General features: G+C 39.6%; 20 protein-coding genes and 3 pseudogenes. 18 read left to right on the top strand and 5 right to left on the bottom strand.

All coding sequences use genetic code 11. From position 1 onward, the window contains the following. Nucleotides 1-86: 86 nt before the first annotated feature. Both comER and JCM10596_RS31535 read right to left on the bottom strand, forming a co-directional pair. Nucleotides 87-809 (bottom strand): annotated as a pseudogene (gene comER, locus JCM10596_RS26905) (late competence protein ComER); the annotation flags it as partial. Then, a complete protein-coding gene (locus tag JCM10596_RS31535; protein WP_369345682.1) occupies nt 803-901 on the bottom strand; it encodes a hypothetical protein in 99 nt (32 codons plus the stop codon). The pseudogene comER and the gene JCM10596_RS31535, both read right to left, overlap by 7 nt. Nucleotides 902-1,032: 131 nt before the next feature. Here JCM10596_RS31535 and JCM10596_RS26900 point away from each other — a divergent pair, with 131 nt between their 5' ends. The 5 genes from JCM10596_RS26900 (at nt 1,033) to JCM10596_RS30960 (ending at nt 5,259) form a co-directional block, all read left to right on the top strand. Beyond that, nucleotides 1,033-1,698, top strand: a complete 666-nt coding sequence (locus tag JCM10596_RS26900; RefSeq protein WP_025028831.1) for a helix-hairpin-helix domain-containing protein — start codon at nt 1,033-1,035, stop codon at nt 1,696-1,698. A gap of 170 nt (nt 1,699-1,868) precedes the next feature. After that, entirely contained in the window at nt 1,869-2,282 is a 414-nt protein-coding gene (locus JCM10596_RS21235; protein ID WP_025028830.1) for a CoA-binding protein, read from the top strand. A gap of 14 nt (nt 2,283-2,296) precedes the next feature. Then, nucleotides 2,297-2,791, top strand: coding sequence for a deoxycytidylate deaminase (locus JCM10596_RS21230; protein ID WP_025028829.1), 495 nt, complete (start codon nt 2,297-2,299; stop codon nt 2,789-2,791). 9 nt (nt 2,792-2,800) lie between these two features. Further along, nucleotides 2,801-3,766: a ComEC/Rec2 family competence protein gene (locus JCM10596_RS30965; protein ID WP_025028828.1), complete on the top strand. Its 966-nt coding sequence runs from the start codon at nt 2,801-2,803 to the stop codon at nt 3,764-3,766. Beyond that, on the top strand, nt 3,763-5,259 hold the full coding sequence (locus JCM10596_RS30960) for a DNA internalization-related competence protein ComEC/Rec2 (protein ID WP_025028827.1): 1,497 nt from the start codon (nt 3,763-3,765) through the stop codon (nt 5,257-5,259). The genes JCM10596_RS30965 and JCM10596_RS30960 overlap by 4 nt, the downstream gene beginning before the upstream one ends. Before the next feature lie 64 nt (nt 5,260-5,323). Here JCM10596_RS30960 and JCM10596_RS28950 read toward each other — a convergent pair whose 3' ends face one another. Continuing rightward, nucleotides 5,324-5,467: a YqzM family protein gene (locus JCM10596_RS28950; RefSeq protein WP_025028826.1), complete on the bottom strand. Its 144-nt coding sequence runs from the start codon at nt 5,465-5,467 to the stop codon at nt 5,324-5,326. A 137-nt stretch (nt 5,468-5,604) separates the two neighbouring features. On the opposite strand from JCM10596_RS28950, the gene JCM10596_RS21210 reads away from it, so the two are divergent. The 4 genes and pseudogenes from JCM10596_RS21210 (at nt 5,605) to JCM10596_RS21195 (ending at nt 9,037) form a co-directional block, all read left to right on the top strand. Next, nucleotides 5,605-6,159, top strand: coding sequence for an RNA polymerase sigma factor (locus JCM10596_RS21210; RefSeq protein WP_025028825.1), 555 nt, complete (start codon nt 5,605-5,607; stop codon nt 6,157-6,159). Continuing rightward, the gene (locus JCM10596_RS21205) at nt 6,156-7,238 is read left to right on the top strand and encodes an anti-sigma factor family protein (RefSeq protein ID WP_025028824.1); all 1,083 of its coding nucleotides are present in this window, start codon (nt 6,156-6,158) and stop codon (nt 7,236-7,238) included. Before JCM10596_RS21210 ends, JCM10596_RS21205 begins: the two co-directional genes overlap by 4 nt. A gap of 52 nt (nt 7,239-7,290) precedes the next feature. Then, nucleotides 7,291-8,327, top strand: a pseudogene (gene holA / locus JCM10596_RS26895) (DNA polymerase III subunit delta). A gap of 26 nt (nt 8,328-8,353) precedes the next feature. Beyond that, nucleotides 8,354-9,037 carry a TrkA C-terminal domain-containing protein gene (locus JCM10596_RS21195; RefSeq protein WP_025028823.1) on the top strand — a complete coding sequence of 228 codons (684 nt, stop codon included), beginning with the start codon at nt 8,354-8,356 and terminating at the stop codon, nt 9,035-9,037. A gap of 160 nt (nt 9,038-9,197) precedes the next feature. Here JCM10596_RS21195 and rpsT read toward each other — a convergent pair whose 3' ends face one another. Further along, complete coding sequence (rpsT, locus tag JCM10596_RS21190; RefSeq protein WP_025028822.1) at nt 9,198-9,464, bottom strand: 30S ribosomal protein S20; 267 nt, start codon at nt 9,462-9,464, stop codon at nt 9,198-9,200. 217 nt (nt 9,465-9,681) lie between these two features. Here rpsT and gpr point away from each other — a divergent pair. The 4 genes and pseudogenes from gpr (at nt 9,682) to lepA (ending at nt 14,422) form a co-directional block, all read left to right on the top strand. Beyond that, nucleotides 9,682-10,817: pseudogene (gene gpr / locus JCM10596_RS26890) on the top strand (GPR endopeptidase). A gap of 98 nt (nt 10,818-10,915) precedes the next feature. Beyond that, on the top strand, nt 10,916-12,109 hold the full coding sequence (gene spoIIP, locus JCM10596_RS26885) for a stage II sporulation protein P (protein WP_051541404.1): 1,194 nt from the start codon (nt 10,916-10,918) through the stop codon (nt 12,107-12,109). Nucleotides 12,110-12,134: 25 nt separating this feature from the next. Then, complete coding sequence (locus JCM10596_RS21175) at nt 12,135-12,479, top strand: DUF3679 domain-containing protein (protein WP_025028821.1); 345 nt, start codon at nt 12,135-12,137, stop codon at nt 12,477-12,479. Between the two features lie 110 nt (nt 12,480-12,589). Further along, nucleotides 12,590-14,422, top strand: coding sequence for a translation elongation factor 4 (gene lepA / locus JCM10596_RS21170; protein WP_025028820.1), 1,833 nt, complete (start codon nt 12,590-12,592; stop codon nt 14,420-14,422). A gap of 76 nt (nt 14,423-14,498) precedes the next feature. Here lepA and JCM10596_RS21165 read toward each other — a convergent pair whose 3' ends face one another. After that, nucleotides 14,499-15,074, bottom strand: coding sequence for a hypothetical protein (locus JCM10596_RS21165; protein ID WP_034681993.1), 576 nt, complete (start codon nt 15,072-15,074; stop codon nt 14,499-14,501). A 576-nt stretch (nt 15,075-15,650) separates the two neighbouring features. Between JCM10596_RS21165 and JCM10596_RS29315 the strand changes: the two genes are divergently transcribed. From JCM10596_RS29315 to JCM10596_RS21135, 5 genes are all read left to right on the top strand, one after another. Continuing rightward, nucleotides 15,651-15,818 (top strand): thiopeptide-type bacteriocin, encoded by a 168-nt coding sequence (locus JCM10596_RS29315; RefSeq protein ID WP_148302667.1) that lies wholly within the window; start codon nt 15,651-15,653, stop codon nt 15,816-15,818. A gap of 26 nt (nt 15,819-15,844) precedes the next feature. After that, nucleotides 15,845-16,015, top strand: coding sequence for a thiazolylpeptide-type bacteriocin (locus tag JCM10596_RS28945; protein WP_148302665.1), 171 nt, complete (start codon nt 15,845-15,847; stop codon nt 16,013-16,015). Between the two features lie 123 nt (nt 16,016-16,138). Beyond that, nucleotides 16,139-17,515 (top strand): hypothetical protein, encoded by a 1,377-nt coding sequence (locus JCM10596_RS21155; protein WP_025028817.1) that lies wholly within the window; start codon nt 16,139-16,141, stop codon nt 17,513-17,515. Nucleotides 17,516-17,687: 172 nt separating this feature from the next. After that, a complete protein-coding gene (locus JCM10596_RS21145; protein ID WP_025028816.1) occupies nt 17,688-18,974 on the top strand; it encodes an aminotransferase family protein in 1,287 nt (428 codons plus the stop codon). A gap of 132 nt (nt 18,975-19,106) precedes the next feature. Then, on the top strand, nt 19,107-19,690 hold a 584-nt coding region (locus tag JCM10596_RS21135), incomplete at its 3' end, for an SDR family NAD(P)-dependent oxidoreductase (RefSeq protein ID WP_025028815.1).

Here is a 19,690-nt window from a genome sequence, read left to right as displayed (position 1 = left end):
TCTGCTAGATTACAAAAACAGCTTAGGAAGACTAGATATCTCCGAAGCTGTTTTTTTATTTGCCATAGATGTTTGTTTGGATAAGGCTACTGTATCTTTTTATTATGATCTTGTTCATAGAACATTTCATTCACACACAGCATATCTTCTTCAAATTTATGCTGTGTTTCTCTAAATAGAAGGTTAAACATATCATTCATTTCGTCCTCTAAGATTTTAAGACCTGCACCCGTCACTCCTCCAGGCACACACACCCTTTCCTGTAGAGAAGCAAGAGAAAAACGATTTTGTGAAAGCAACTCTCCCATCCCAATAAACATACAGCTAGCTAGTGCGACAGCTTGCTCTTTTGGGATTCCAGTTTCTTCAACAGCCGATTGGATGAATCGTTGAAGGATATAGCTCATAAATGCGGGACCACAACTGACGATATCTGAAGATACTCTGGTATATTTTTCATCAATCCAAATAGGCTGACTAATGGTGTTCATGATGCGATAGAGAAGCCCTCTTTCCTTCTCTTCCAGTCGATCACCAGCTATCATCAGCGAGGCACCACTTCTTGCTGAGTTTGTAATGCTTGGAATAATCTTAGCAATTTTGGCTGGAAGTAAGGCTTCAAGATCTTTAATTTCTACAGGGCTTGTAATGGATACAATGATTTGCTCTTGATGAACCACACCTGCTATTTCATCAATGACTTTTTTAAATTCTAAAGGTTTGACACAAATGAAAATCAGATCGGCTTCTTGTGCCACTCTTTTATTTGTAGGATAGGCGTGTAAACCTGTATAGGTCTTAGCTAATTCTTTCGCTTTTGAAAACGTACGATTAGAAACATGGAGCGTAGAGGGGGGAACGCTTTGGCTTCAATAAAAGCTTCGATAAGGATTTTTCCCATACTTCCGGTACCGATAAATCCTATTTGCATAGTCGATCCTCCTGTTACCGTTTATTAATATACTTATGACTCTGTTCTAAATTAAATACAACTTTTTCAATAAATTTTAAGATGAAAGGGGCTGGCAAGGGATGAAGCAATGGACGACAAGGGAAAGAAAGAATATTTTATTAATCATCATTGGAATTTTGATTGCAGGAAGCGTAGCTTATTCCTTACTAAAAACGGATGAAGAGGAGAAGTCCTATATAACAGATGGAGAGAATCAAGATTTTTCATTTGAGAGGAAAGAGAATAGTATGATAGATTCACAGGTTGTCGTGTCCACTCCTCTAGAAGAAGATCATGAGGAGAGGATCATGGTTGATATAAAAGGAGAGGTAAAGAAACCAGGAGTGTATGAATTGCTAGCAGGGGATCGAGTGATAGATGCACTGGAAAAAGCAGGTGGAACGACAGAAGCAGGGACGACGGAATATTTAAACTTGGCACAGAAGCTAAGTGATGGAATGGTGGTGTATGTCCCTACTCAAGAGGAATTAGCTGAGGGGAAGGTACCACTTGGCTCGAATGGCTCGAACCTGAACCCATCATCATCGACATCAGGAAAAATAAGTTTGAATCAAGGGACTGCAAAGGAGCTAGAATCTCTACCAGGTATCGGTCCGAGTAAAGCTCAAGCCATCATTCAATATCGAGAGCAGAATGGTCCCTTTAAGAAGGTGGAGGACTTACTCAATATATCTGGAATCGGTCCAAAAGTATTTGAAAGGGTAAAAGATTTAGTTGAACTATAATAATTTGTTATAATTGGATTAAGGGGTAGTGTACATCCTGCCTATCGCTCTTTTGGGATCGGACGCCGCTTGCTACAAGCAATGTATTGTACATAATTATCTAGAAGATGAAGAATCTATGAACTGTGCAGCAAAAAAACAGGAACAAAAGATCATCAGGAGGGATTCTAATGAGTTATCAACAACCAGCACCAGAACAAATTGCGGAAATATTAAAACAAAACAAAAGGATAGCCGTTGTTGGCATTTCGGATAAGCCAGATCGAGCCAGCTTTCAAGTGGCGCAATACATGCAACGAGCAGGCTATGAGATTATCCCAATTAATCCTAGGCTAGACGAGGTGTTAGGAGTCAAAGCTTATCGTTCACTGGATGAAGTAGAGGGAACTATCGATATTGTTAATGTGTTTAGAAGAAGTGAGGAAACTCCTCCTGTAGCGAAAGAAGCTGCCAAGGTGGGGGCTAAGATTCTCTGGCTTCAGCTTGGTATTCATAGTGATGAAGCATATGAGATTGCGAAACAAGGCGGCATGGAAGTGGTAATGGATCGTTGTATCAAAATTGATCATGCTGGATTACGGTAAGTGAGGAAGAAAAAATGAAAAAGTCATGGGATGATTACTTTATGGATATGGCTTACATGGCAGCGACGAGGGCTACTTGCCCCCGGCGCCATGTAGGGGCAATTTTGGTGAAGGACAAGAAGCTTTTAGGGAGTGCGTATAATGGAGCACCAGCGGGGACTCCAGATTGTTATGAGGAAGGCTGTATGATGACAGAAAGCTTTGAACAAGTAGGGAATCAAGTCACCAAGAAGCAGCGTTGCATACGCACGATCCATGCTGAACAAAACTTATTATTATTTACCGATCGGGAAGACAGGCGAAATGCAACTGTCTATGTTACTGATCAGCCTTGTTGGACCTGTACAAATATGCTCGCAAATAGCGGAATTATTGAAATTGTCTATCATCGACCTTATACCAAGGATACCGAGATCGTCAATGAACTGTTAGAAAAAAAAGGGGTCGTTCTACGAGCTCTCCAAGGATATTCAGCACCAGAAGGATTAGCTCTGGAAGTGACCGAGTAGAGGGAAAGCATGTATTATCTTCTTTTATATTTTTCTATTTTATTTACCGTGCAAGTGATACTTATTCTAGAGAAAGCTCCTGTGTTGTGGTTGCTCGCCATTTGGAGCTTTCTTTTGTGTGCAGCGATCTTCTTTCGGCAGAAATTGCTCTATCCGTCAGACCATCCCCATTTTGTCCTCAGAAAACAGCTCTATGCCGGAACCCTTGTCCTCTTAGTATGTTTAATCTTCTCCAACCTGTATGTTCAATTTGTCCAAAAACATCGAGAGGAATCATGGATTAAACAGCAGCTTGTTCAGCAAGAGCAGCAGGAAATGGCAGCAAGGATCACGGGAAAACTAACTTCTCCTCCAATGCACGATGGAAATCGAGTTCAGTTCACCCTAGAGGTCGCCAAGGTGGAGGGGCATATTCTAGCGTTGAAAGAGAAGGTTCTCGTCCAGCGCTATGCAGAAACGGAAGAAGAGCTTTCCGCTTACCAAAGCTTGAAGCGAGGAACTCTCTGGTCCGGAGAGGTGCAGCTTAAACTCCCAGAACCAGCCAGAAACCCAGGAGCCTTTGATTATCGCCAGCATTTATTTCAACAAGGGATTCATAGTATTGGAAGGATTTCAAACAATAACTGGCAGGCTCAACAGAATCGAAACTGGCAAACACGCTTGCTTCAGCACTTAGATCATCAACGGGAAAGATGGTCAGTTCAAGTCCAACGTATTTTTTCAGATGACGTCGCCCCGATTATTCTAGCGATGACGATAGGGGATAGGAATGAGATAGATCCAGATCTGCTTGTTAGCTATCAACAATTAGGGCTGATTCATCTATTAGCCATTTCTGGACTACATGTTGGGATTATTGTCTGGTGTCTCTATGCTCTCCTTCTTAAATTTACTTTTACTCGTGAGAAGGTCCTTATGTTCTTATTCTGCCTTCTTCCCGTATATATTTATATAAGTGAGCCTCAGTTTCTGTGACAAGATCAGGTTTAATGGCGATGATTGTGTTGTTATGTATGCGATTTCAGCTGTGGAGGAGCTCCATTGCAGGACTTTTTTTGGTGTACATCGCTCTAGTAGTCTGGAATCCCTATATGATTTATCAGATCGGCTTCCAGCTTTCTTTTTTGGTGACATTTGGCTTGATCTTGACTTATCAGCCAGTGTCCAAGCTATTTTCATCTTTTCCTGAAAAATTTCGTGTGTTGTTTTCGGTTTCATTGATAGCGCAGTTATTTTCCCTGCCCGTAATTCTCTATCATTTCTATCAATTTTCGCCCTTTTCTCTTTTTTTAAATATTCTATTTGTGCCTGTCTACTCTATTCTATTTATTCCAGGAGCCTTTTTTCTGACCTTCTTAAGCTTTTTTTCTACTCATTTGGTTCAGCTAGCGGTACGCTTGTATGAGGTTTTATTGTCATGGACACATATCCTATTGGAGCAAATTCTCTCCTTGCCAATCGCTACTTTAAATGTGGGTAAGCCGGATGTTTGGTGGTTGTTTCTCTATTTTTCAATCGTGATCGGTTTCTTATTTTTGCTTGAGGAAGAGAGAATGAGAAAAGCTTGGCTGGCGTTGGGATTGCTCCTTTTTTTACTGGCGGGGCAATGGCTGCATCCTTATTTCAAGTCAGAAGCCATCATTACCGTGTTAGATGTAGGACAAGGAGATGCCATTGTCTTAGAGTTACCTTACCGCAGAGAAGTGGTTGTGATTGATTTAGGAGGGCAAGTGACCCCTCCACAGGAAGAATGGCAGAAGAGAAAGCGTGAGTTCGAAGTAGGAAGAGATATTGTGCTCCCTTATCTTCGTTATCGGGGAATCAATCAGATAGATAAATTGGTCGTGACTCACGGGCATTATGATCATCTGGGTGGAATTCAAGGTATCCTTGGGGAAATCCCGATCACCATGCTTCTGCGCAGTCCTATTCCTCCGCAAACCGATTTTGAACAAGAGTGGATAGCAAAGGCATTAGAAACGGGGATTGAAGTGAGAGAGCTAACAAGAGGAGATGAATGGTCAAGTAAAGAAGCTGTTTTTCATGTGCTGTATCCAGAAAAGCCAAGGGACTCGCTAACAGCAGTCGAAAATCTTCATGATTATAACCTTGTTTTATTTAATCAGATTTATTCTACAAGCTTCCTATGGACTGGAGATGTGGAGGAAAATGGAGAGAAAGCGATGCTCGACAACTACCCTGCTTTGAAAACGGATCTCTTGAAAATCGCTCACCATGGAAGCCAGACCTCAACAAGCGCGGAATGGATACAGCAGGTTGATCCGCAAGTGGCGATCATCTCTGTGGGCAGAAAAAATCGTTTTGGTCATCCACATGCTGACGTAGTGGCAAGGATGGAGCGATCCAGAGCAGATCTATATCGTACAGATCAACAGGGAGGAATTGTGATTCGGGTCCATGCAGAAGGGTTTAACATAATCCCTTCTTTACAAGCCTTAGAAGAGTAGATAAAATGAACATGGAATCAGAAGTGAAAAAAATACCCTATTCAGGAGAATAGGGCCATCTTTTTTAATTCATATTGTAAAATACTTTAAATGCTGTAAAGATAACAAACACAGTAATAAAAAAGCCAAAAGAAACGACGAATCCCACTCCAGAGTCGATTAAGTCATTTCTGGTATCATGTGGTTCTTCAAACTTATTACTACTCATATCGCAACCCTCCTATTTCTTTTATTAGTATAAAAGAAATAGAGAAAAAAATCCATCATGTTCATTTTTTTGTTTTATTGCAACAATCGTATCGGAAAAATCGTTAGAAATATTGTAGGGGGAGAGGAGGAAGGTGTGTGCAAGAAACTGAGTTAATAAAAGCGGCTCAAGAGGGCGATCGAGAAGCGTTGATCCAGCTCTTAAGAGACATTGAGACACCTTTATATCGCACAGCCTTTTATATGTTAGGGAATGAGCAGGATGCATTAGATGCAACACAGGATGCCCTTATCAAAATATACAAAAATATTCATTCCTTTGAACAAAAAGCAAAATTTTTAACCTGGGCACAACGAATCGTAACAAATGTATGTATTGATAGGTGTAGACAAGCTAAAAAGAATATTTCATTGGATGAGCATGAGCACCTGCTGTCAAACTATGGTACAAACCATGTTGAAAATGAAATGGAGAAAACGATTTTCAATCATGAGTTAAACCAAGCCATTGAACAGCTCCCAGAGCATCATAGGGTGGTCGTCATTATGCGTTATATCCAGGATTTATCATATAAGGAAATAGCAGAAGCAGTTGACTTGCCGATCAACACTGTCAAATCATACTTATTTAGAGCTAGACAACAGTTACAAAACATACTACATGAATTTCAGAAAGGTGGTGTATCAGGATGAATCGAGAAGAGGTGATGGAATTAATGCACAGAGAATTGGATGGAGACTTGAACGAGGAAGAACGTGGATTCCTTTATCAACACTTGTCCACTTGTCCTGACTCCCAAGCGATGTTTGAGAAGCTTAAGCGACTCTCCTCCAAATTAGAAGCATTGCCCAAAGTAACACCATCTATCAGTATTGTAGATCAAATATTACCAGTGTTAGATCAAATTGACCAAACAAAAGAAACCAAAATGGAAGAAGGCTTACCAAGTCGTTCTACAGCTAAAGAACAGAGGAGGGTGGAGAATACAACTCTACTTGAACGTTTGAAGCAGAAGAGAATATGGATTCCAAGCTCACTTATTGCTGCAGCCCTGGTGATTACCTTGGTGTCCACTGGAGCCCCATTTACGTCGAAAAATTCTGAACTAGCCGATGGAGCTGGTGATTTATTTGACATGGCTGCTACTGAAGATGTAGAGGTTCAGCATCCCGCAGCCTATAGCTCTATTTTAGTTGGAGATGAAGCGGCAGACGAAGTAGAAAACACCTCCTCAACTGAGCTGGCACTTGATGAGCAACGGGGGGAAGAGGAAGGACTTACGGAAGAATCACCCAATGGGGCCAAAGTTAACCCTAGTCCGAGAACAGCACCTAAACAATCAGAAAAACAGGCAGAAAAAGAAAAGGCAGTAGCCAATGAATCGCAGCCTACTCTTCCTCAACCTAATGAGGATTCTACCGAGGTAGCTGCTGCTCAGGAACCGCCGGGTGAGAATTCTGAGATGAATATGACGAGCATGCTGATCGAAGAACCCGAAATACATCCTTCTCCATCTCAGACGTATACAGCAAGAATTGGACCTGGAAATGAAGATATCTTGATCGATAAAGATGGGAGTTCCTATTATATTACGAAACATCCTTGGAAATCGGATTGGTCTTTGGAACACATCGAATGGGTGTCGGATACGGAGCTATACTATGTGTTAGTTCATATAACGAGTGGTGAGAAACAGTATTGGCTGCTTGATGTTGAGAACAGAAAAGAAAATAGATTAACTGAACCATATAAGAAAGCACAGGGAAGATAAGTTGGAGTCATATCGTAGAGACAGGAATTGAATAAGCAGGTAGGGATGATCAATGCATATTAGTGAAGCGATAAAAAAGATAAAAAAAGGACAGATTGCTCCAGTCTATGTGTTCTATGGAACGCAAAAGTTTTTAATGGATGAAGCAGTTCAAGAAATAAGTAAACAAATTCTCGATGAAGAAACCATTGACTTTAATTATGAAACCTTTGATTTACAGGAGCAATTTCTCGATGAAGCAGTGGAAGCTGCTCAAACCTTTCCGTTTCTAGGGGAAAAGCGCTTGATTGTGGCTACAGATGCTCTCTTTCTAACGGGAAGCAAGGGAAACAAGCTAGAGCATAATCTTGAAACCTTGGAGGCTTACGTCGATTCGCCTGCGGATTTTTCTGTACTGGTTTTAATGGTTCAGCAAGAAAAGCTAGATGAGCGAAAAAAAATCGTTAAATTATTGAAGCAGAAAGGACAGCTCTGTTCTTGTTCTCCGCTCCAGCAAAACGAGCTTGTTTCGTGGGTCAGCGATACAGCGAAGCAACAACAAGTGTCCATAGAAGAAACCGCTGGAGCGATGCTGGTGCAATATATTGGCAATCATATGCAGCTTCTATCTAAAGAAATAGAAAAAATGGCACAGTATGTAGGGAGAGGAAATCGGATCGACCTTACTGTAGTTAATGAATTGGTATCTAAAAATATAGAGCAAGACGTGTTCAGCTTAGTTGATCATGTGGTTCATTATCGAACGGCAGAGGCTTTTGATACCCTTCACGAGCTGCTGAAAAGAAATGAAGAGCCAATCAAAATTTTGGCCTTACTTGCAAGGCAATTTCGCTTGATTTTTAAAGCAAGGAATTGGATCGGAGTGGCTATTCGCAGCAGCAAATGGCGCAAATATTAGGTGTGCACCCTTATGTTTGTAAATTAGTCGTGCAACAAAGCAAGAATTATGCCCAATCAAGGCTAGCTGAATTTATGGATTATTTGGCTGAGCTGGATTATAAAATGAAGATGGGGCAAATGGATAAGGTCCTTGCCTTAGAAATGTTTTTATTACAGATGAAGACGAATGAAAGCTCCTCTACTATGTAAATACTCATAGATGAGGAGGAATTGAAATGAATCAAGGACTTCTTTTCTCTTTTTTGGCTATTATGCTTATTATTATTGAGATATCGACGATCATATTACAATCAACAGGGCTTGATCGAAAAGTAGCGAGATTTCAAGCTATTTCCCTCTTAACGGGAACAGGATATACGACGTCTGAAGCTGAATTAATGACCAAACACCCTCTGCGTCGAAGAGTAGCAGAGCTCTTGATTATCTTTGGTCACCTTTCTTTTGCTGTTATCCTGGCTTTGATTCTAGGGTTATTAAATAAGGAATTTCTAAGCCTTCACTTACTTGAGGGTGTCGCTGTATTGATGATTGTCTTATTACTTTTGCGTTCTAAAGGACTCCAAAGCTGGTTGCTTGAAAGAATGAAGCTAAGTCTTTCTAGAGTGGCAACTCTAGAGGAGGTTTTCCATCTATCGGAAAAAGAAGATGTCGTTGAAGTGACTCTGACTGAACAGCATGCCCATCTTTTCTCTTCTCTTAGGGAGCTTAATTTAGCGAGTAAGCATGGGATTCATATTCTAACCATCGCCCGTAAGGAAGAGAAGGGAGAGTATGAGAAGAAGGAGTTAATTAAATATCCGACAGGAAAAACGCGCTTGCAACAAGGAGATAAACTGATTCTCTTTGGGGAAATGGATCAAATCGAGGCTGTGTTTTATGAAAATATGAAGCATAGCTAGAACATGGTCAGATTTAATTAGGCTGAAATACAAAAAGATAAGTGAAATAATCAAACAGAATAGAGTGAAATAAAAAAAGAGGTTGAGCAAGGCTCAACCTCTTTTTTTACATGCAAGCGATGCTTCGCCATGCATGCTAGACGCGCTTATACCTATTATATTAAGCAGTTACGCTGTTTAATTTTTTAGATAAACGAGACTTTTGACGAGCTGCTGCATTCTTATGGATAAGTCCCTTTGCAGCTGCTTTGTCGATTTTTTTAGAAGCTGTTAATAGAGCGCTTTTAGCTGCCTCTACATCGTTCTTTTCAACAAGACCTTCGAAAGTCTTAATTGCTGTACGAAGAGCAGATTTTTGAGCTGCGTTTTGAGCGCGTTTCTTTTCGCTTGTTTTAACACGTTTAATTGCTGATTTAATGTTAGGCATTCCAGTCACCTCCTTGCACTTTTCAAGAAGAATAGTGGTATCTGTTTGTTCCACTAGCTACATAATTAAAAATACAACATTACAAATTATACCGCTATTTTAGAGGAATTGCAATATAGGATTATCATTTTTTAAGCTAGAGGTGAAAAGATACATAAAATGGAACCAAAGTGGAAAAATAGTTGGAAATGACTTTAAGAGAAATGAAGGTGGCACAATGAAGGATTACAAGGAACTTGACCTGTCTGCATACCAAATTCGAACAGATTTAGCTTTAGAAGCTCACCAGATGGCAGTGGAAAAAAAGGAAAAGACAGAAAAAAAACAAGTTATACATGGAGTTGAATTAACTGAGGAAGAAATGGACGGTATTCGAATTACGAAAGTACATGTACAGAACGAAGAAGGAGCTAGAGAAATCGGAAAGCTGCCGGGAAGATATCTGACGATTGAAGCACAGGCGTTACGGAGAAAGGATACGGAGTTTCAAAACAAAGTAACAACCGTATTAGCAAACCAGCTTCATCAGTTTATGGAGGAGATTGGTATTGATGTTGATGCCAAATGCTTAATTGTTGGATTAGGAAACTGGAATGTCACTCCAGACGCCTTAGGACCTATTGTGGTTGAAAATATTATGGTCACAAGTCATTTGTTTAGACTTGCTCCAGATGACGTGCAGGAGGGCTTTCGCTCTGTTAGCGCGGTATCGCCTGGGGTGCTAGGCATTACTGGAATAGAAACAAGTGAGATTGTACAAGGCATTATCTCACAGGCAAAGCCAGATTTTATTATCGCTGTGGACGCCTTAGCCTCCAGATCCATTGAACGGGTCAATACGACCATTCAAATTAGCGATACAGGGATTAACCCTGGATCAGGAGTAGGGAACAAGCGCAAAGCAATTAGCAAAGAAGAGCTAGGCGTACCTGTCATTGCGATTGGGGTGCCTACAGTGGTGGATGCTGTATCCATTGTTAGTGATTCTATTGATTTTGTCTTAGGGCATTTAGGCAAAGAAATGAAGGATCAGAGAGAAGGAACCAATGCTAGAAGATCCTTAGCTCCAGGTGGGATGAATTTTGGTTTTATGAAGAACGAGAGATTTAATCCTGAACATATACCAGATGAAGAAGGAAGAAAAATGATATTGGGCTTGGTAGGTGGCTTGATGAGGTAGAAAAACGCCAACTTATCCGTGAAGTACTTCAGCCTTTGGGTCATCAGTTAATAGTGACTCCGAAAGAAGTAGATACGTTTATTGAAGATATGGCTAATATCTTAGCGAATGGATTAAATGCTTCCTTGCATTCCGCTATTGATATGACGAATGTTTCGGCGTATACCCATTAATGCTTGTCCACATTTTTTAACTGAAAAGTTCTAACAGAATAACGAGGGGCATAGACTGTAGGGAATTGAACCTTTTTGCTACGAAAGGATGAAGCTAGATGCCCCTTTTTAGACCTAGGACAAGACGTACTTTTCGCCTATCTCCTACTAGTATTAGAAAATCTGCTCTCTATCTCATCATCGGGTTTGTTTTGCTTTTTTCGTTAACCTCACTTGGCTCCTATGTTCAATCAAAGATTCAATTCTCGTCTGTGACTCTTAAAAAATGGACGACTCACGTTTCCAAGGAAACCTTTATTTCCACCTTAAGCATGGAAATCCCTGCATTACAGCTCTATAACCGATTGACAGGCATCCAAACTCCTAAGGCATCGACTCTTTTACTAGAAACGGCGATTTCATTCAATCCCCAAGACCCTCGATCCCTCATCAGAAATGAGTTGCCGGGTTTTGCCTTATTTGATGGACATGTTGTCGTAGCTGGTCAGGGAGTTAATTATACTGATTTTCCAATGGAATCATCTCCGCCGCTAGAGGTAGTAATGGCTCAAAGAGAAGCGGCTTTTGTTGAAGAAGAAAAAGCCTCAGATAAGGGGACAACAGAAGGGGATGCAGGAACACCAGCCCTTACCACGGAAGGGCGTAAGGTGGTCCTTATCTACCATACCCATAATACAGAATCCTGGCTACCTCACCTGCCAGAAGAGGATAATCCCAGTAATGCCTATCATCCAGAAGTGAACATTACATTGATCGGCAAACGCTTGGGAGAAGAACTAGAGAAAAGAGGAATTGGAGCCCATGTAGACACAACAGATATTACGCGCAAACTGCATGAAGCAAACAAGCCCTTTGCTTTTTCCTATGCGAAATCAAGAGAAGTGGTTCAGGAAGTATTGGCACAGCAGCAAGATATCTTGTTTATGTTTGATCTTCACCGCGATGCCCTTCCAAGAGAACGGACGACAACGGAAATCAATGGGAAGTCCTATGCCAGAACCTTGTTTCTCATAGGAGGGAAGAATGCAAACTTTGAAAAAAATCAGAAGTTTGCTGAGAGATTCCACGATTTACTGGAGGAAAGCTATCCTGGACTATCCCGTGGTGTCTTCTTGAAAAATGGAAATGGAAATGGAGAGTATAATCAATCGTTATCTGAGAATAATTTATTAATAGAAATAGGTGGAGTAGGAAATACAGTAGATGAAAGCTATCGAACGGCGGAAGTTAGCAGATGTGATTGCCGATTTATATTGGGATGCAGAAAAAGTGAATGCGAAGCCAGAAGGTAAAAAAATGTAAAGGATGGAGAAACGGATGGTCAAATATACCATAAAGCTAATGATACTCATCTTTACTTTATTTTTAGGTTTGTTACTAGGCATTCAGCAAGCAGAGCGCGGGATTCACTCTATTGAAGGGAATCAGCAGACTCAGAAGGAAAGCTTTTATGTAACCAAAGTCGATGCAGATCATGTTGAAGTAGCTGTTTTAGGCGAGTCTTTTTCCACGAAGGAGCTTGAAGAGAAGCAGGAGAAATGGAAAGAAAAGCATCATCACAATACATTCAGCCATATTGGGAATAAGCTAGGTGAAGTGGTTTATTCCGTTTCACGCAAAGGGGCTGAGCTGTTTGTTGATCTGCTGGATCAAGTGCTTTAAAAAAGGGAGCGGAATGGCTCCTTTTTTTTGAGCATTGTTAATCACTCCTAAACTTTGATATAATAATAATTAGTGCATTTTCCTTTGAATGATTCTAGGAGTGAGATTACATGAAAAATGAAGATCGTAAAGAACGCCAGAAGAGAATACGAAATTTCTCCATCATTGCTCATATCGACCATGGAAAGTCGACATTGGCGGATCGTATTTTAGAAACAACAGGGGCATTAACGGCTCGTGAGATGGAAGAACAATTTCTAGATCAAATGGATCTAGAAAGAGAACGTGGAATTACTATCAAATTAAATTCAGTACGTCTAAACTATAAAGCGAAAGACGGAGAAGAATACATCTTTCATCTAATAGATACCCCAGGACACGTGGATTTTACGTATGAGGTTTCTCGAAGCTTAGCGGCTTGTGAAGGAGCGATTCTTGTCGTTGACGCAGCTCAAGGGATCGAAGCACAGACCCTGGCGAACGTTTATTTAGCTTTAGACAACAATTTAGAAATTCTTCCTGTCATTAACAAAATTGATTTACCAAGTGCCGACCCAGAACGTGTGAAACAAGAGATCGAAGATGTGATTGGTCTTGATGCCAGTGAGGCAGTATTGGCGTCTGCCAAAGCAGGAATCGGTATTGAAGAAATATTAGAGCAAGTAGCGGAAAAAGTCCCAGCTCCTACAGGGGACCCAGATGCGCCGTTGAAAGCCTTAATTTTTGACTCTTTATATGATGCCTATCGCGGTGTTGTCACGTACATCCGAGTTGTTGATGGAACGCTTCGACCAGGGATGAAGGTCAAGATGATGGCTACAGGAAAAAGCTTCGAGGTTGTGGAGGTAGGAACCTTTACCCCGAGAGCAACAAAAGTAAATGAATTAACAGTAGGGGACGTAGGATTTATGTCTGCTGCGATTAAAAATGTAGGGGACACACGTGTAGGGGATACGATTACAGAAGCTAATCGTCCTGCTAATGAACCATTGCCAGGATATCGTAAAATCAACCCTATGGTATTCTGTGGTCTATATCCTGTGGATACAAGTGATTACAATGATCTGCGTGAAGCCTTAGAGAAATTAACCTTAAATGATGCTGCCCTCCAGTGGGAAGCGGAAACATCACAGGCACTAGGCTTCGGATTCCGCTGTGGATTCTTAGGACTCCTACACATGGAGATTATTCAGGAGAGAATAGAGCGTGAATTTAAGATCTCCTTGATTACCACAGCACCAAGTGTTATTTATCATGTGATGAAAACAGATGGTGATTTAATTCGAATCGATAACCCATCATTAATGCCGGACCCGCAGAAAATTGAGTATATTGAAGAGCCTTATGTCAAAGCAACGATTATGGTACCTAATGATTTTGTTGGAGCCGTTATGGAATTGTGTCAAGGTAAAAGAGGGATCTTCGGAGATATGCAGTATATGGACGCGAATCGAGTGACTATCACCTATGAGCTTCCGTTATCTGAAATTGTCTATGACTTTTTTGATCAACTCAAATCAGGAACAAAAGGCTATGCCTCCTTTGATTACGAGCTAATTGGCTACAAGCAGTCCAAGCTGGTCAAAATGGACATCCTGTTAAATGGAGAAACCGTCGATGCCCTCTCCTTTATCGTGCATAAGGATTCAGCCTACAACCGTGGTAAGGTTCTCGTTGAAAAACTAAAGGAACTGATCCCGCGTCAGATGTTTGAAATCCCAGTCCAAGCTGCTATCGGTAACAAGATAGTGGCACGTGACACTATTCGCGCGATGAGAAAAAATGTTTTAGCCAAGTGTTATGGTGGTGACATTTCTCGTAAACGTAAGCTTTTAGAGAAACAAAAAGAAGGTAAAAAGAGAATGAAGTCTGTAGGAAATGTTGAAGTACCACAAGAAGCCTTTATGGCTGTTCTAAAAATGGACAACAATGGGAAGAAGTAGGGTTATTAGACTTCGTTCCTAACAAAAAGCTCTCAGCCTAGCGGTTGAGGGCTTTTTTTCCTTCATTCTGATTCGTTTATTCGAACACAGGATGGTACAGCAAATGTTCGTACCTGTTCTGGCTAAAGGCAAACTTGAATGCAAGCGCCACGCCGGAGCCTTGAATTCTTACAGATTGAAGATGTGGGCTTTTCACAAGTCTGCGTATCAAGAACGTAACCGTTTGAGTATCGCCGCGACGAATCGCCCTAGCTAATACTTGTGCAAAAGTAGCATTGAATGCCAATGCTGCGTATAGAGGCAATATCGCCCGAGCAATCGCTTGATGTGCCCTTGTTTGCTGGGGAAGCTGCTTAAGTGTTCCCGGCGGAAGTGTGGTATCAACACCATAAATATCGATCGGACCCCTAAATTCAAAATACAGGTTGTATCCACTCTTGAAGGTTCCAGGTAGCGGTCTTCTGGCAAAAGGTGAAGCTAGACGAAACAATCGCATCAACTTCGTGCCGTCTAGTGTTACGACTGCCTTGCTCCAGCGAAAGGCGTACTTAGTATTGAGGGCGATGGCTAGATAGAAAGGTAGCAGTGCTCTAGCAACATCACGTAAAATGGGTGCGGAGACAAAACTGTTGGGGTTCGATTGATGAAACATTCTCTTTATCCTCTTTCGCATTTCGGCATTCCTCCTTTCTTTGAAAGTACAAGATTACTTTAGTATCTTATTCCTTCAAAAGAGAATCGGATTGGACAATAGGTGACATCAAGGGATAATGGGTGCTGTTCTCCTTTTTTAAACTTGACTATTCCAAGTAAAATACTAAAAATAATAGAATAACTAAGTATTATAACATTTTTAATTTTAATAAATCAACTACTTTTTATTGACAATTTCGAAAAATCAAAATATAATAACTGTAAATAACGGATGTATATTACAAAAGTAGGATAATGAAAACATTAATGTATTTAAAATACTACAATTACTACGCCTTTATATTTCTGAATATTCAAAAGATATAACTTTGCAGGACAAGCTTCTACGGAATAATTTTTTTCTGGTTTTCTCTGATTATTTAGATAATTAGGAAGAGGTAATTTTATGTTATATCCCCTCTTTCAAACAAGGGATATAGCATAATTCATTAAGTATGGTTCATAGCAAACTAAATATTTGTTAGAAACATACTTATATATCTTTAAATTAAAGTATTAGAAAGGAGTGAAAAAAATGAAGCAAATGAACCAAATTCATGCCATTGATGATCTGTCATTTGAAATTGTTGAATTAGAAGAAGTGACAGCGTTACCAGAAACGGCAGCATCAAGTGGAAGTTCAAGTGGAGATAGACTCTGCTCAACTTGTGGATCATCATCGTGTTCTTCTTGTTGTACCTAATTAATATATCTTTTATGAAAGGGTGAATGAAGGTGAATAACCTCCAGTTATCGGAAGATTTATCATTTGAAATTGTTGAATTAGAAGAAGTAACAGCATTACCAGAAACGGCAGCATCAAGCGGAAGCTCAAGTGGCTCCACTTGCTCTACATGCGGCTCATCTTCTTGCTCTTCATGTTCATCAACTTGCACATAATATAGTGGCATCATTAGATACTTAGAATTAGAAAAAGTATGTAGTAAATCAGAGATCGGTGGTGCTCATACAGAGTCATCATCGTTCTCTGACTAAACTTACTTAAAGTCAGGGATGATAAAAATGAAAGGTCATTTTTTTTTACAAATCTACCAAAATAAATATGGTTTATTTGAGGTATTGCTTGGTCAAATGATGGACAGGTTATTTTCAATAAAAAATGTGCAATCTACATTCAAACTTGTCGGTAACAATGCAACTTTCTATGGTATTACGAAAAAAGTAAAAGAGTTAAATTGTACTGATTTAGTAGTATACACTGAGCATGAAACGCAGAGTGTGGCTAATCAACTCGTCGATTTTATAAGGAAAAGTAATCAAGAGATTCATATCCAGACGCATCTACTCGAACAAGAAGAGATTCGTGGTGTTCGCGATCAAAGAACAGAAAACAGTGGAGAAGTGGAAACACACATCGCAACCTATTCAAATGGTTTTCGTTGTTTTATTACAGGTTTATATCCCGATTCTGTCAGAAATCAAGGGATAAAACATATATTTCTCAACGAATCTACAAACATGAATCAATCCATATTGAACAGTTCTTTTCTTGCAAATCAGCATATTAATTCGGGGATAATCAGAGAAAATAATAATCAACATTCTATAACTGGAATTGTAGATATTCACATAGATTCAACTGAAGATAAACACAAGAAAAATGTAACGATTCAAACAGATACCTACCTTGTGAAAAAGCAGACAAAAGTTTTTAAATATAGTGAATATGAAGGGAAAAAAAATGTTGCACTAATGGAGCCTGATCTATATGAAGACCAAGTGGTACTTACATTGAGCACTAAAAAAGACTTTGATACCTTTAACAAACGAGTACAAGAGAGTAAAGAACTTGGATTTATGAGTGCAAATGAGATCCTTCTGAATATAAAAGATGAATGTATGTGGGGAAATGCAACGGGCTGTACATATGTAGAAGGGGTTCGAGCAGGATTTGTATCTGATGAGACCCTTTTTGGATCACCTATATGTTTTACATACACAATGCAAGAGAATTCTGCAAGCGGATACAAGGAAAGGAAAAGACGAATTCAGGAAGAGATTGTGAGGAGAGGTTGCAAGACCTGTGTGGTGAAAGAGGAGTGTTCTAAGTGTATCACCTTTCGTCATGACGATTTTTTGCATCAAAATTATTGTGAAATTAGACGAAGTAATCCGTTTGTTTCAACCTATATCGTTTATAAAAATATTTTCAAATCATTTCTCTACTCTAATCCAATTTGTAAGAACATAAAAAATATTATGGACAAACGTGTTCTATTTACTACTCCTACTCAAACATGGTGGAGTGGATATCAAGCAGCAGAAAATTTGTATAAAAAAAGAAACTATCTCGTTTTTGAATTTAACGAAGAAATATATGTTTTTAACAGAGAGGCTATAAAATATTACAAGCTAAACAAATGGCTCGCAGCATCTTAGAGTTAAGTCTTTTTATGGATAGTGAAGATGAAATCTACTGTTTTATGAAAAAAAAGACGGGAATTAACAGGGGAGACTATCAGCATCTACTCCAAAGCTTATTTGAAAAAACGAGAATACAACTTCCGAAAGCGGTGGTTTCTTAGATAAATGATGAATCGAGGCGGACGTAATGCAAAAATACTCTATAATCCATCCTTTTCTTCCAGCAAGCCGAGAAGTGGAATTAAAAGAGCTGACCAAGGCAGATGGAATCTTGCTTTTTGATATAGAAGGAAAGAAGTATATTGACGCCATTGCAGGGCTATTTAATTTTATCTTAGGATACAACAACAAAGAAATTATTGAGAGTATCTATGAGCAAGTACAACAGCTCCCCTTTATCAATATGTGGTCAAGTACGAATAGAACAATAAGTAGCCTTGCTGATGCTTTAATTGAGAAGACGCAATTTGATTTTGAAAAAGTGATGTACACCTGTACAGGATCTGAATCAGTGGAATTGACGATCAAACTTATTCGCAGACAACAATATTTTAAGGGGAATCCAAATAAGAAACATATTGCAGTCTTTGATGCTTCTTATCATGGAAGCTATTATGGATCTTTTACAGCCACAGGACTTGATAAAGATAACTATGCCCCTTATGCCCCTATGCTTAATGGTTTTGTATACCTTCCTGTCCCTTTTCTAAAAAATAATCAATTCACAATGCAAAACCATCTGCAATACCTTGAAGAGTTTTTTAAGGTGAATGGAGGATTATTAGGAGGAGTGATTATTGAGCCAGTCGTAGGACCAGGGGGGATGCTCCCGATTCCAGAGATCTATCTTCAAAAATTGATGAAGCTATGTAGAGAACATGATGTGATCGTTGCTTTTGATGAAGTATCAACAGGCTTTTATCGAACGGGAGAAGCCTTTTGTTATCAATCATTTAAGGAGATTAAACCTGATATCTTATGTTTATCGAAAGGGATTAATGGTGGTTATCTTCCTCTAGGAGCCGTACTACTAAATAAGAATGTAGTAGACCAATTTGGTAATGAGGGTGTCATTATGCATTTTTCGACTCAAAATGGAAACCCAACATGCTGTGCTGCGGCACTTAAAGTCCTTCAGTTATTAGAAGAAGGAAACTATGGAACCGTTGTTAAGGAAAAAGGGGAATATTTTGAAAGAAAATTAAAAACGTCTCTTGAGAACATAAAATGTGTAACAGATATTAGAGTCACTGGTTTAATGATAGGGATAGAGATTACAAACTCTGGGCAGATACTAAGTTTCGATGAGGTTTGGGACATTATGAAGAAATTAAAGGAAGAGGGCTTATTGGTTTATCCCTTCTCTACTAAATACTCATCGGGTTTTTCGATGATGCCCCCATACATTATTGCAGTGGAGGAGATAGATGAGATTGTGGATATCATCATGAAGGTATTGAGGAACTTCAAATGAGCATATGAGCGATCTCACAAATACAGAGGGAGGAGAGTCGATGGGAGAGAAAAGGGCAACAGTACTTGTCACTGGAGGTACGAGCGATATAGCCAAAGCTACTATAAAAATGATGTATGATCAAGCTGTAATATGATTATTACTGATGTGCCAGAGCGATTAGATGAACTAGAAGGTTATGCTCAGAGTATTCATAAGCTGACTGGTGGAGATATCTACAGCTTTGGTCTGAATTTAGAAGATGTCCCTGCTATAAGGGATTTTGTTCAAAATATTGATGCTGGGATTGAAATCAACTACTTAATTAATGTGGCTGGGATCAATATCCTCAAAAATTTTTTTTCTTGGGAATTAGAAGAGTGGGAGAAAGTTCTTCGGATCAATGCTACAGGAACCTTTTTTCTTACTCAGGTAGTAGTAGAAAGAATGATAGTACAAAAAAAGAAGGGGAATATTGTCTTCGTTTCCTCTCAGCATGGAGTGGTTGCCAATCATGATCGGATTCCATATTGCCTTAGCAAGGGAATGCTCATCCAATTAACCAAGGCATTAGCATTAGAATTGGCTCCCCATGATATTCGAGTAAATTGTGTTTCTCCTACCTTTGTTCTCACTGAGAGAAATCAATCTTTTCTATATAATTCTTATTTTCAAAAGGAAGCACTGGAACAGATTCCTCTAAATAAATACGCTCTACCAGTTGATGTTGCTAATGG

Origin of the sequence: Caldalkalibacillus mannanilyticus JCM 10596 (assembly GCF_000615945.1) — a bacterium.
GTDB lineage: Bacteria > Bacillota > Bacilli > Caldalkalibacillales > JCM-10596 > Bacillus_AT > Bacillus_AT mannanilyticus.
The sequence above is the reverse complement of the archived record's forward strand: the minus strand, read 5'-3'. Positions and strand labels throughout refer to the sequence as shown.

Excerpts from the sequence above, each read along its gene's own strand:
- JCM10596_RS21175 (WP_025028821.1), top strand. The coding sequence starts at position 12,135 with ATGGTCAAATATACCATAAAGCTAATGATACTCATCTTTACTTTATTT.
- JCM10596_RS30965 (WP_025028828.1), top strand. The coding sequence starts at position 2,801 with ATGTATTATCTTCTTTTATATTTTTCTATTTTATTTACCGTGCAAGTG.
- JCM10596_RS21235 (WP_025028830.1), top strand. The coding sequence starts at position 1,869 with ATGAGTTATCAACAACCAGCACCAGAACAAATTGCGGAAATATTAAAA.
- JCM10596_RS21195 (WP_025028823.1), top strand. The coding sequence starts at position 8,354 with ATGAATCAAGGACTTCTTTTCTCTTTTTTGGCTATTATGCTTATTATT.
- JCM10596_RS26900 (WP_025028831.1), top strand. The coding sequence starts at position 1,033 with ATGAAGCAATGGACGACAAGGGAAAGAAAGAATATTTTATTAATCATC.
- JCM10596_RS21155 (WP_025028817.1), top strand. The coding sequence starts at position 16,139 with ATGAAAGGTCATTTTTTTTTACAAATCTACCAAAATAAATATGGTTTA.
- lepA (WP_025028820.1), top strand. The coding sequence starts at position 12,590 with ATGAAAAATGAAGATCGTAAAGAACGCCAGAAGAGAATACGAAATTTC.
- JCM10596_RS21165 (WP_034681993.1), bottom strand. The coding sequence starts at position 15,074 with ATGTTTCATCAATCGAACCCCAACAGTTTTGTCTCCGCACCCATTTTA.
- JCM10596_RS31535 (WP_369345682.1), bottom strand. The coding sequence starts at position 901 with ATGGGAAAAATCCTTATCGAAGCTTTTATTGAAGCCAAAGCGTTCCCC.
- JCM10596_RS29315 (WP_148302667.1), top strand. The coding sequence starts at position 15,651 with ATGAAGCAAATGAACCAAATTCATGCCATTGATGATCTGTCATTTGAA.
- JCM10596_RS21230 (WP_025028829.1), top strand. The coding sequence starts at position 2,297 with ATGAAAAAGTCATGGGATGATTACTTTATGGATATGGCTTACATGGCA.
- JCM10596_RS21205 (WP_025028824.1), top strand. The coding sequence starts at position 6,156 with ATGAATCGAGAAGAGGTGATGGAATTAATGCACAGAGAATTGGATGGA.
- JCM10596_RS21145 (WP_025028816.1), top strand. The coding sequence starts at position 17,688 with ATGCAAAAATACTCTATAATCCATCCTTTTCTTCCAGCAAGCCGAGAA.
- JCM10596_RS28945 (WP_148302665.1), top strand. The coding sequence starts at position 15,845 with ATGAAGGTGAATAACCTCCAGTTATCGGAAGATTTATCATTTGAAATT.
- JCM10596_RS28950 (WP_025028826.1), bottom strand. The coding sequence starts at position 5,467 with ATGAGTAGTAATAAGTTTGAAGAACCACATGATACCAGAAATGACTTA.
- rpsT (WP_025028822.1), bottom strand. The coding sequence starts at position 9,464 with ATGCCTAACATTAAATCAGCAATTAAACGTGTTAAAACAAGCGAAAAG.
- spoIIP (WP_051541404.1), top strand. The coding sequence starts at position 10,916 with ATGCCCCTTTTTAGACCTAGGACAAGACGTACTTTTCGCCTATCTCCT.